Source organism: Cellulomonas algicola (genome assembly GCF_003851725.1).
GTDB lineage: Bacteria > Actinomycetota > Actinomycetes > Actinomycetales > Cellulomonadaceae > Cellulomonas > Cellulomonas algicola.
Genome location: NZ_BHYL01000161.1, coordinates 1 through 10760, shown reverse-complemented (window position 1 = coordinate 10760; position 10760 = coordinate 1). Strand labels below are relative to the sequence as shown.

Below are 10760 nucleotides of genomic sequence, written 5' to 3'. Positions count from 1 at the left end.
GCCGCGGTCCGTGCCGTGGGCGTCGCTGCCGTCGGACGGGCCGCCCGCCGCGCCCGGCACGGACGTCGACCTGCCCCGGGCGGGCGAGGCGGCGGCCCGGCACCGGTGGGCCGCGTTCGTCGCGGACGACCTCGCGCGCTACCCGACGGACCGCGACCGCCCGGACCTCGACGGCACGTCGACGATGTCGGTCCCGCTCAAGTACGGCGAGGTGCACCCGCGCACCCTGCTGGCCGACCTGACGGGCGGGTCGGCGGCGGTCGCGTCGTACCGCTCGGAGCTCGCGTGGCGCGAGTTCCACGCCGACGTGCTGTGGCACCGCCCCGACGCGGCGCGCACCTCGCTGCGCGACGTCGTCCCGGACGACGCGTGGGCGAGCGGCCCGTCGGCCGACGCGCTCTTCGACGCGTGGCGCGACGGACGCACGGGCTACCCGCTGGTCGACGCCGGCATGCGCCAGCTGCGTGCGATCGGCTGGATGCACAACCGCGTGCGCATGGTGACCGCGTCGTTCCTGGTCAAGGACCTGCACCTGCCGTGGCAGCGCGGCGCGGCGCACTTCCTCGCGTGGCTCGTCGACGGCGACGTCCCCCAGAACCAGCTCAACTGGCAGTGGGTCGCGGGCACCGGCCGGGACGCGGCGCCGTACTTCCGCGTCTTCAACCCGGTGCTGCAGGGCAAGAAGTTCGACCCCGACGGCCGGTACGTGCGGCAGTGGGTGCCCGAGCTCCGCGACGTGCCGGGCGCCGCGGTGCACGAGCCGTGGCGCCTCCCCTCCGGCGCCGCGCCGGACTACCCGCAGCGGGTCGTCGACCACGCCACCGAGCGCGAGGTCGCCCTCGAGGCGTTCGGCCGGCTGCGCTGACACCGCGCCGGGCAGGGCGGTGACACGCGGCCCCGCCTCGTCGGCGACCTCAGTAGCGGAGGTCCGCGAGCACGGCCCGATGGTCGGACGCCCACGTCCCGTCGACGGGCTCGCTCCCGAGCAGGCGCGTGGCGACCGGGTGCCCCACGCCGCCGCGCCGACGGGTCGCCGAGAACACGTAGTCGATCCGACGGTCCGGCCACAGGAGCATCGCCGCGTGCGGGTTGGTGCGGGACCACGTGGCGCCCGAGGGGTCCGGCGCGTCGCGCGCACCCGCGACCTCCCAGGCGTCGTAGAAGGACAGCCCGGGGACGGGCACGGCCGTCCTGCCGGTGAGCATGCGGATCTCGTCGCTCTCGGGGTCGGAGTTGAAGTCGCCGCACACGATCAGCGGCACCCGCTCGTCGGCTGCGTGCCGCACGTGCTCGAGCAGGTCGCGGACAGCGCCCTGCCGCGCCTCGCTCTCGTCGAACCACCAGGCGTCCAGGACGACGCCGTAGACCTGCAGCGCGCCACGCGGGCCCGCGATCTCGACCTCCTCGACGCGTGCGGCGCCGAACGTGTGGCTCGCGGTCCGCGTCGTCGGCCACCGGGACAGCACGGCGACGCCGGAGAGCGCGCTCTCGTCCTCCTGCGCTGGCACCCCGCTGAACGTGTGGTGCGGCAGTCCGAGCGGGCCGGCCAGCCGGGCGCACTGGCTGTCGGTCGCGGTGGCCCACGACTCCGCGAGGACCACCACGTCGGGTCGCACCTCGGCGAGCGTCGCGACGACGGCCGCCTCGCGCGCCTCCAGTCGTCGTACCGGCCCCAGACGTTCCACGTCACGACGAGGACGGTCGACTCGACGAGCGCACCGTAGAAGTCCGGCGGTACGTCAGGCACGGGCGGCATCCCCTCATGCTGCCCGACGACACCCGGCGCGGTCCTGCGCAGCCGTCGCGCCGAGCGCCGGGGCGGTGCCGTCGTCACGTCGCGAGGCCGGCGTCCTCCAGGACGCCGCGGATCGTCGCGCGGGCGTGGTCGGCGAGCGGCACGTACCGGGTCCGGTAGTACGGGAGCTGCAGCAGCGCCTGGCGCAGCGCCCACCCGCGTCCGCGCAGCCAGGTCGCGTCGTCGTCGCCGAGTGCGGTGCGGAACGCCGCGCGGGACGGGGCGTCGAAGAAGTTCCACGCGGGGCCGAGGTCGCCGGCCGGGTCGCCGAGCCCGGCGCCGCCCCAGTCGAGCAGCCCGACCAGCCGCCCGTCCCGCACGACGAGGTTGCCGGGCGCGAGGTCGCCGTGCAGCCAGACGCCACGCCCGTCCCACGGCTCGGCGGCGCACGACTCGTGCCACGCGTGCTGGACGAGGTCGACGGGGACCTCGTCGCGGACGGCCTCGGCGTCGGAGGCGACCTGGTCGGTGAGGTCGCCGAGCGGGTGCCCGCGACGCTCGTTGCGTCGACCCGGCAGGTCGAGCGCGCGCAGGCGCCGGACGACGCCGGCCAGGTCGAGCGCGAGGTCAGGGGTGGGCCGCACCGGCGTCTCCCCGGCGACCCACCGGACCACCGACCACCGCCACGGGTAGCCGTGCCCGGGCTCGCCGGCAGCGACGGGCACCGGTGCCTCGACCTCGACGAGGCCCGCGAGCCGCTCGGTCGACGCGTGCTCGCGGTCGACGGCCTCACGCGCCCACGGGATGCGGGGCATCCGGACCGCGAGGTCGTCGCCGAGCCGGAACAGGGCGTGGTCGGTGCCGCGGTGCGGGAGGTGCCGGACGGGGCGGTCGCGCCAGTGCGGGTGCTGGTCCGCGATCAGCGCGCGGACCTGGTCGGCGGTGATGGTCAGCTCGTCGTCGTGCACCGCCCGACGGTAGGACGGTGCACGGCGACGGAGCAGCGACTTTTCGCCGCCGGGGCCGCGTGAGCCCGCTAGGCGGTCACGACCTGCGGCGTGCGGTCAGCGTCCATGGCGGCGACCTCCACCTCGGCGTCGGCCTCGGCCAGGGCCGCACGGGTCGCGGCACCCGTGTCACGGAGGTGACCGAGCAGCGCCAGGGTCAGGCCGAGCACCGCCCACGCGGTCAGCGTGAGCCACAGGGCGGTCGTGTCCGCCGCCGGGAAGTACGACGTGTCGCGCAGGAGCGTCGCGCCCGCACCGGGCGGCAGCCACTGGCCGATCGCACCCCACGGCGCGGGGAGCATCTGCCACGGCATCGCAGCGGCGGCGATCGGGTTCGCGACGAGCAGGAACAGCACCGGTCCGATCGCGAGCCCGCGACGGCCGACGAGCGAGGTGAACCCGACGATCACCGACGCGACCGCGAGGATCGTGAGCGCGACGACGCCGCTGGTCACCCAGAACGAGCCGCCGAGCACGCCCCACCAGGACTGGAGGACCGCGGTGATCGCGAGGCCGCCGAGCGCGGCGTACCCGAGCACGGCCGCGACGCGGCGGCGGACGCCGACGACCGTGAGCGCGATGCCGATCCCGCCGAGCATGCCGCCGAGGACCAGCGGGAACGTGGCGGCGCCGAGGACGATGCCGCGCGGGTCGCCCGCGCCGAGCGGGACGACGTCGGTGACCGTCACCGTGACGGGCTCCCCGGTCGCGGCGGCGAGCTGCGCCTGGAGCGTCGTCGCGAGGGTCGCGAGCTGCTGCGCGACCATCGGGCTGGCCGCCGACGCCGTGAGCACCTCCGGCTCGGGCCCGAGGACGACCGCACCGTAGGCCTCGCGGGTGTCGACCAGCCGGGCGGCGGCGGCCCGGTCGGCGGCCGGGACGACGTCGAAGACGCCGGGCGCCTGGGCCTCGATCCCCTGCACGAACGGCTCGGCCGCGGCCGGTGGGCCGGCGACCGCGACGGGGAGGTCGTGCGGTGCCGCGGTGACCGACGGCCAGAGGAACGCGAGCGCGACGACGGTGAGGACGGCGGCGAGCGCGGCGCCGACGGCGGCGACGTGCCCCCACGGGGTGTGCGGGATGGTGCCGGTGCGGGACATGATGGACTCCTCAAAAACGAATGTTCGTTCGCTGTCGAGCCTGGACCTCGTCGACCACGCTTGTCAAGAACGTTCATTCGTTTTTATGCTCGGGCGTGCCCAAGGTGACCGAGGAGTACCGCGCCGCCCGCCGCGACGAGATCGCGGACGCCGCCCTCCGCGCGTTCCGCCGCACCGGTTTCCAGGCGACGTCGATGGCCGACATCATCGCCGAGTCCGGCCTGTCCGCCGGGGCCATCTACGGCCACTACCCCAGCAAGAGCGCGCTCGTCGTCGGCGTCGCGTCGCGCATCGTCGGTGCCCGCCTCGGCGACATCGAGGCGCTCGCGAGCACCACACCCATGACTCCGCCGCCCGGCGTCGTCCGCGTCCTCGTCGATGCCATCCGGCGCGAGGTCGGCGACCCCGCGGTCCTCCTGCAGCTGTGGGGCGAGGCCGTCACCGACCCCGACATCGCGGACCTCGCGGTGGGCACCGTCGACCGCCTCGCCGCGGCGCTGCGCGGGTACGTGTCGCTGTGGCACCAGCGGACGCACGGCGCCCTGCCCGACGAGGCCGACGCGCTCGGCACCGAGCAGGTCCCGCTGCTGCTCGCCGCCGTCCAGGGGTACGTCATCCAGTCGACCGTCGCCCGCGACTTCGACGGCGAGGCGTACCTCGCGGCCGTCGAGCGCTACCTGCCGCGCTGACCGCGGCCGGCAGGCCCGGCGGTCAGGGCGCGATCTGCGTCGCGCGGTACTCGTCCTCGAGGATCGACATGACGATCGCGTCGCACCACCCGTCCCCGTCGCGGTACGCGTCGCGCCGGCGCCCCTCGACGCGGAAGCCGATGTTCTCGTACAGCGACTTGGCGCGGGCGTTGATGCTCAGCACGTCGAGCTCGACACGGTGCAGGCCGAGCCCGTCGAACGCGAAGCCCAGCACGAGCTGGATGCCCTCGGTCCCGTACCCGCGACCGCGGTAGGCCGGCCGCATCGACAGCCGCAGGTTCGCGCTGCGCACGACCTCGTCGATGTCGTTGAGCACGATCTCGCCGAGGAACTCGTCGCTGCCGTTGGCCGTGACGGCGAAGTCGTAGCGCCCCTCCGCGGTCGCGCGGCTCGCGGCCCACGCGTCGACCTGCTCGCGCGTGAACGTCGCGGTGGTGCCCGTCAGCCGGTTGCCCTCCGGGTCCGCGAGCATGTCCCACATCGCGTCCGCGTCGTCGGCGCGGATCGGCCGGAGCACGATCATCTCGCCCTGCAGCGTCGGCTTCTCCATCGCCCGGTCGTCTCCCGTCTGCGCCCGGTTCGGCGGCGCGTCTCTCGCATCGTAGGGAGGCCGTGTGACCCCCGTGTTGCAGCGCGCCGACCGCGCCGCACCGCACGACGTCAGCGCGCGGCGTCGTCGCACGGTGACCGCACCGCCGACGAGGACGCGGCCCGCACGCGCCGCGGGGCCGGACCCGGTGCGCACCGGACCGGCCCCGCGGTCGTCGTCCTGGTCAGGCCTGCACGCGCTCCAGCACGAGCTCGCGCACGCGGCCCGCGTCGGCCTGGCCGCGCGTCGCCTTCATGACGGCGCCGATGATCGCGCCGACCGGGCCCAGGTTGCCGGACCGGATCTTCTCGGCGATGTCGGGCTGCGCGGCCAGCGCCTCGTCGATCGCGGCGAGCAGCGGACCGTCGTCGGAGACGACCTCGAGCCCGCGCGCGACGACGACGGCCTCGGGCTCGCCCTCGCCGGCCAGCACGCCCTCGAGCACCTGGCGTGCGAGCTTGTCGTTGATCCGCCCGTCGTCGACGAGCCTCTGCAGCGCACCGATCTGCGCGGGCGTGATCGGCAGCGCCTCGAGCTCGACCTCCTGCTGCTTCGCGGTGCGGGCGAGCTCGCCCATCCACCACTTGCGGGCGGCAGCGGGCGACGCACCGGCCGCGACGGTCGCCTCGATGAGCTCGACGGCGCCGGCGTTGACGACGTCGCGCATCTCCGCGTCGGCGTAGCCCCACTCGGTCTGCAGCCGACGGCGACGGGCCGCGGGCAGCTCGGGCAGCGTCGCGCGGATCTCCTCGACCCACGCGCGGTCGGGCGCGATCGGGACGAGGTCCGGCTCCGGGAAGTAGCGGTAGTCCTCGGCGTCCGACTTCACGCGGCCGGACGTCGTCGTGCCCGTGTCCTCGTGCCAGTGGCGCGTCTCCTGGACGATCGCGCCGCCGTCGTTCAGGACCCCCGCCTGCCGCGAGATCTCGTACCGCACCGCGCGCTCGATCGAGCGGAACGAGTTGACGTTCTTCGTCTCGGTGCGGGTGCCGAGCGCCGACTCGGGCGTCGGCCGCAGCGACACGTTGACGTCGGCGCGCACGTTGCCGCGCTCCATGCGGGCCTCGGACACGCCGAGCGCGCGGAACAGGTCCCGCAGCGTCTGCACGTAGGCGCGCGCGACCTCGGGCGCCCGCTCCCCCGCACCCGTGATCGGCTTCGTGACGATCTCCACGAGCGGGATGCCCGCGCGGTTGTAGTCGACGAGCGAGTACTCGGCGCCGTGGATGCGGCCCGTCGCGCCGCCGACGTGGGTGTTCTTGCCCGCGTCCTCCTCCATGTGCGCGCGCTCGATCTCGACGCGGAACGTCGACCCGTCCTCGAGCTCGACGTCGACCCAGCCCTCGAACGCGATGGGCTCGTCGTACTGCGACGTCTGGAAGTTCTTCGGGACGTCCGGGTAGAAGTAGTTCTTCCGCGCGAACCGGCAGGTCTCGGCGATCTGGCAGTTCAGCGCCAGGCCGATGCGGATCGCGTACTCGACCGCGGTGCCGTTCACGACGGGCAGCGAGCCCGGCAGGCCCAGCGACACGGGCGTGACGGACGTGTTCGGCTCCTCGCCGAAGCCCGCGGGGGCTCCGTCGAACATCTTCGTGCGCGTGCCGAGCTCGACGTGCACCTCGATGCCGATGACGGGATCGAACTGCGTGACGGCCTCGTCGTAGTCCACGAGCGTGGTCATCGGGTCTCCAGTTCCGGGGCCTGGGCCAGCAGCGGGCCGCCCCACTCCTTCTCGAGCAGCGTCTCGAGCGCGGCGCCGACGCGGTACAGCCGGTCGTCCGCCTTCGCGGGCGCGAGCACCTGGAAGCCGACGGGCAGGCCGTCGTCGAGGCCGTTCGGCAGCGACAGGCCGGGCACGCCCGCGAGGTTCGCGGGGATGGTCGCGACGTCGTTGAGGTACATCGCGAGCGGGTCGTCGAGCTTCTCGCCCAGCTTGAAGGCCGTCGTCGGGGCCGTCGGCGACACCAGCACGTCCGCCTGCGCGAACGCCGCGTCGAAGTCCCGCTGGATGAGCGTGCGGACCTTCTGCGCCGAGCCGTAGTACGCGTCGTAGTAGCCCGCCGACAGCGCGTACGTGCCGAGGATGATGCGGCGCTTGACCTCGTCACCGAAGCCCTGGCCACGCGTCGCGGCCATGACGCGCTCCGCCGTGGGGTTGTCCTCCGGCACGACCCGGAGGCCGAAGCGCATGCCGTCGAACTTCGCCAGGTTGCTCGACGCCTCGCTCGGCATGATCAGGTAGTACGCGCCGAGCGCGTACTCGAAGTGCGGGCAGGAGACCTCGACGATCTCCGCACCCGCGGCGCGCAGCAGGTCGAGCGACTCGTGGAACCGCGCGAGCACGCCCGGCTGGTAGCCCTCGCCCTGCAGCTCGCGGATCACGCCGACGCGCACGCCCGTCAGGTCGCCGGTCGCGCCCTGGCGGGCGGCCTCGACGAGCGGCGGCAGCGGCTCCGGGATCGACGTCGAGTCGAGCGGGTCGTGCCCGCCGATGAGCTCGTGCAGCAGCGCCGAGTCGAGGACCGTACGGGTCACCGGGCCGGCCTGGTCGAGCGACGACGCCATCGCGATGAGCCCGTACCGTGACACCGACCCGTACGTCGGCTTCACGCCGACCGTGCCCGTCACGGCGCCCGGCTGGCGGATCGAGCCGCCCGTGTCCGTGCCGATGGCGAGCGGCGCCTCGAAGGCCGCGACGGCCGCGGCGGACCCGCCGCCCGAGCCGCCGGGGATGCGGTCCAGGTCCCACGGGTTGTGCGTGTTGCCGTAGGCCGAGTGCTCGGTCGACGAGCCCATCGCGAACTCGTCCATGTTGGTCTTGCCGAGGATCGGCAGCCCTGCCGCCTTGATCCGCTCGACGAGCGTCGCGTCGTACGGCGGCACCCACCCCTCGAGGATCTTCGAGCCGGCCGTCGTCGGCAGGCCCTTCGTCACCACGACGTCCTTGACCGCGATCGGCACGCCCGCGAGCGCGTGCAGGTCCTCGCCTGCGGCACGGCGCGCGTCCACGTCGGCCGCGGTCGCGAGCGCCTCGTGGGCGCTGACGTGCAGGAACGCGTGCACCGCGCCGTCGACGGCCGCGATGCGGTCGAGGTGCGCCTGCGTAGCCTCGACGCTGGACACCTCGCCGGCGGCCAGCCGGTCCGCGAGGTCCGCGGCGGACAGCCGCGTCAGGTCGGCGGTCACGCGTCCTCCCCCAGGATCTGCGGGACCAGGAACTTGCCGTCCTCCGACGCGGGCGCGGCGGCGAGCACCGCGTCGCGGTCCACCGGGGCGACCGGCACGTCGGGGCGGAACACGTTGGTCAGCGGCAGGGGGTGGCTGGTGGCCGGCACGTCGGGCGTGGCGATCTCGCTCACGCGGGCGACCGACTCGACGATGACGTCGAGCTCGCCGGCGAGGCGGTCGATCTCCGCCGGCGTCAGGTCGATCCGGGCCAGCCCCGCCACGCGCGCGACCTCGTCGCGAGAGAGGGTGGACATGCCCGAGAGTCTAGACGTTGGGGCATCCCGGCAGACCCGCGCGCAGCACTACCCCGCTCGCTCGACCGCCGCCGTCACGAGGGACAGCAGGGCGTCCGCGTAGGCCTCCTCGGCCGAGTCGGCGGTGAACACCAGCTCGGGGTGGCCCGGGCGCTCCACGAGCACCTGGTAGGTGCCGTCGGTCGACCGGGCGAGGCTGCGGAACGTGCCGCCGAGGAGCTCGCGCATCTGGTCCTCGCGCGGGAGCCACACGGCGTCCTCCTGCGCGACCGAGTCGAGCGCCCACTCCGTCGTCCCGTTGAAGCCCAGGATCGTGCCCGTCGGGTAGTGGTGCGCCTCGATCGTCATCTCGGAGATCGTGAACACCTCGCCCGCCATCTCGGGTTGGATCACGGCGAAGCGGTCGCCGGACGCGGGGTGCCAGCGCAGGCCGGCCCCCCGCAGGAGGAGCGCGAGGTCGACGGAGATCATGAGTCCAGTATCGTCCGGGCTGCCTGCGACGGCACCCGGCCGGCACGACGGAGGGGACGGGTCAGGGCAGGACACGCAGCTCGTCGTCGAACGACGCGACGAGCCGGCGCAGGGCGGGGTCGAGGCGCACGGACCGGATCTCCCCGGCGAGGCCCACGTCGGCGAGCGTCCGCTCCCACTCGACCTCGCCGGTGGACCATGCCAGCGCGCGCAGCGTGTCGCCCACGCGGACGAGGAGCGTCCGGCCGTCGGTGACGACGACGTCGGCGTCGACACCGCTCTCGACCGACCACACCACCGTGCCGTCGGGGCCGTCGAGCCGCGCGAGGCCGGTGTGGGTGCGGACGAGGACGTCGCTGTCGAGCACGGCGAGCGGGAGGCGCGGGAGCGGGCTGATCCACCGGTCGCGCCCGTCCGACGACCGGACGATCATGTCCGCACCGGCGAGCCCGCTGCGCATGACGAGCACGTCGTCGGGGAGCGTGCCGTCGTCGATCGCGACCTGCGCGAGGGTCTCCTGCCGGACGAATCCGTCGTCACCCGTGACGCGGCCGCCGACCAGCCCGGCGCGGCCGTTCCGCCCGAGCGCGACGCCCTCACCCTGGGGGACGCTCACCTCCTCGACGACCCGACCGTGGTGGTCGAGCACCCACGCCGTCTCCCCGAGCCAGACCAGCACACGGCCCAGGCGGGTCGTGCCGAGCACGACCGAGGGCATCGCCTCCGGGTCACCCGGTGTGCCGGCAGCGGACGGGGAGTCCGACGGGGCGTCGGTCGGGGGCGCGTCCCACGTCCACCGCGTGTCGCCGGTGGCCGGGTCGGTCGCCTCGACCGCCCAGCCCGCCGGCCTCTCGGAGCCGGCGTCGTGGCCCGCGGTGTCGATCCCGTGCACGCGGACGAGGGCGTCGCCGGTCATGCCGACCCACTCGGCCGGCCCGGCCGTTCCCGTGCGGACGACCTCGCCGCTCGTGGCGTCGACGACCCACCACGTCGAGGACAGCGGGGCACCCAGGACGAGAGCGCCGTACTGGAGCCCGCAGACGGCGAGCGGCCGGTCACCGCCTGCGCGGACGCACCACGGGTCGCCGTCGAGCGCCCCCGCCACGGCCAGGGGGTCGATGTCGCGTGGGCCCGCGAGCGCGTCGAGGTCCTCGTCCTCGATCCAGTACGGCCGTTCCCGGGGCAGCACGCGGGGGACGGGGGTCTCCCACCGCGACGACCAGTCGTCCGGGTGCAGACCGACGAGGCTCCAGCCGTCACGCTGGCGCAGCCCGACCATCGTGCCGTCGACGGTGGCGAGCGACTCCGTCCGGACGTCGGGCGCCGGTCCGGGGTGGGCGCGCACACCGGCGTCGAAGGGTGCGACGACGCCGGCGGCGTCCGCGTGACGCGCGGCGAGCGTCGCGTCGGCCTCCGCGCGGCGCTCGTCGAGCACACGCTGGGTTCCGACGGCGACAAGGGCCGCGACCACGACGACCCCCACGGCGACCACGACCCGTCGCCGGGCCGACGCTGACCGCACCGGCTCGGGCGGCACGGCGTCGGTGCGCGGCTCACCCTCGTCGAACGTGACCTCCTGCATGCCGCCGGCCATACGCGCACGCTAGAGGACGGCGTCAATCCGCGAGGGCGGTTCGACCGGCCCCGCGACGCACCCGTCGCCGGG

General features: G+C 74.7%; 11 protein-coding genes. 2 read left to right on the top strand and 9 right to left on the bottom strand.

Annotated elements, in window-relative coordinates:
• The coding region (locus CTKZ_RS11200) for a cryptochrome/photolyase family protein (protein WP_200829712.1) at positions 1–865 on the top strand (865 nt) is incomplete at its 5' end.
• Positions 866–914: 49 nt separating this feature from the next.
• Here the strand turns inward: CTKZ_RS11200 and CTKZ_RS11195 are convergent.
• The 3 genes from CTKZ_RS11195 to CTKZ_RS11185 form a co-directional block, all read right to left on the bottom strand.
• Entirely contained in the window at positions 915–1685 is a 771-nt protein-coding gene (locus CTKZ_RS11195; RefSeq protein WP_235843444.1) for an endonuclease/exonuclease/phosphatase family protein, read from the bottom strand.
• A gap of 145 nt (positions 1686–1830) precedes the next feature.
• Positions 1831–2703 carry an aminoglycoside phosphotransferase family protein gene (locus tag CTKZ_RS11190; protein WP_160142889.1) on the bottom strand — a complete coding sequence of 291 codons (873 nt, stop codon included), beginning with the start codon at positions 2701–2703 and terminating at the stop codon, positions 1831–1833.
• A gap of 68 nt (positions 2704–2771) precedes the next feature.
• Complete coding sequence (locus tag CTKZ_RS11185; RefSeq protein ID WP_124343020.1) at positions 2772–3842, bottom strand: hypothetical protein; 1071 nt, start codon at positions 3840–3842, stop codon at positions 2772–2774.
• A gap of 95 nt (positions 3843–3937) precedes the next feature.
• Here CTKZ_RS11185 and CTKZ_RS11180 point away from each other — a divergent pair, with 95 nt between their 5' ends.
• Positions 3938–4531 (top strand): TetR/AcrR family transcriptional regulator, encoded by a 594-nt coding sequence (locus CTKZ_RS11180; protein ID WP_160142888.1) that lies wholly within the window; start codon positions 3938–3940, stop codon positions 4529–4531.
• A 22-nt stretch (positions 4532–4553) separates the two neighbouring features.
• Here CTKZ_RS11180 and CTKZ_RS11175 read toward each other — a convergent pair whose 3' ends face one another.
• The 6 genes from CTKZ_RS11175 to CTKZ_RS11150 form a co-directional block, all read right to left on the bottom strand.
• Positions 4554–5102, bottom strand: coding sequence for a GNAT family N-acetyltransferase (locus CTKZ_RS11175; protein ID WP_124343018.1), 549 nt, complete (start codon positions 5100–5102; stop codon positions 4554–4556).
• A 223-nt stretch (positions 5103–5325) separates the two neighbouring features.
• Positions 5326–6822, bottom strand: coding sequence for an Asp-tRNA(Asn)/Glu-tRNA(Gln) amidotransferase subunit GatB (gene gatB / locus CTKZ_RS11170; RefSeq protein WP_124343017.1), 1497 nt, complete (start codon positions 6820–6822; stop codon positions 5326–5328).
• Entirely contained in the window at positions 6819–8327 is a 1509-nt protein-coding gene (gatA, locus tag CTKZ_RS11165) for an Asp-tRNA(Asn)/Glu-tRNA(Gln) amidotransferase subunit GatA (RefSeq protein WP_124343016.1), read from the bottom strand. The genes gatB and gatA overlap by 4 nt, the downstream gene beginning before the upstream one ends.
• Positions 8324–8623: an Asp-tRNA(Asn)/Glu-tRNA(Gln) amidotransferase subunit GatC gene (gene gatC / locus CTKZ_RS11160; RefSeq protein ID WP_124343015.1), complete on the bottom strand. Its 300-nt coding sequence runs from the start codon at positions 8621–8623 to the stop codon at positions 8324–8326. Before gatC ends, gatA begins: the two co-directional genes overlap by 4 nt.
• A 48-nt stretch (positions 8624–8671) precedes the next feature.
• Positions 8672–9094: a pilus assembly protein CpaE gene (locus CTKZ_RS11155; RefSeq protein ID WP_124343014.1), complete on the bottom strand. Its 423-nt coding sequence runs from the start codon at positions 9092–9094 to the stop codon at positions 8672–8674.
• Between the two features lie 61 nt (positions 9095–9155).
• Positions 9156–10688: a hypothetical protein gene (locus CTKZ_RS11150; RefSeq protein ID WP_124343013.1), complete on the bottom strand. Its 1533-nt coding sequence runs from the start codon at positions 10686–10688 to the stop codon at positions 9156–9158.
• Between the last annotated feature and the right edge of the window lie 72 nt (positions 10689–10760).

Coding starts and splice junctions, on each gene's coding strand:
- gatB (WP_124343017.1), bottom strand. CDS start 6,822: ATGACCACGCTCGTGGACTACGACGAGGCCGTCACGCAGTTCGATCCC.
- CTKZ_RS11155 (WP_124343014.1), bottom strand. CDS start 9,094: ATGATCTCCGTCGACCTCGCGCTCCTCCTGCGGGGGGCCGGCCTGCGC.
- CTKZ_RS11150 (WP_124343013.1), bottom strand. CDS start 10,688: ATGGCCGGCGGCATGCAGGAGGTCACGTTCGACGAGGGTGAGCCGCGC.
- gatC (WP_124343015.1), bottom strand. CDS start 8,623: ATGTCCACCCTCTCTCGCGACGAGGTCGCGCGCGTGGCGGGGCTGGCC.
- CTKZ_RS11175 (WP_124343018.1), bottom strand. CDS start 5,102: ATGGAGAAGCCGACGCTGCAGGGCGAGATGATCGTGCTCCGGCCGATC.
- CTKZ_RS11185 (WP_124343020.1), bottom strand. CDS start 3,842: ATGTCCCGCACCGGCACCATCCCGCACACCCCGTGGGGGCACGTCGCC.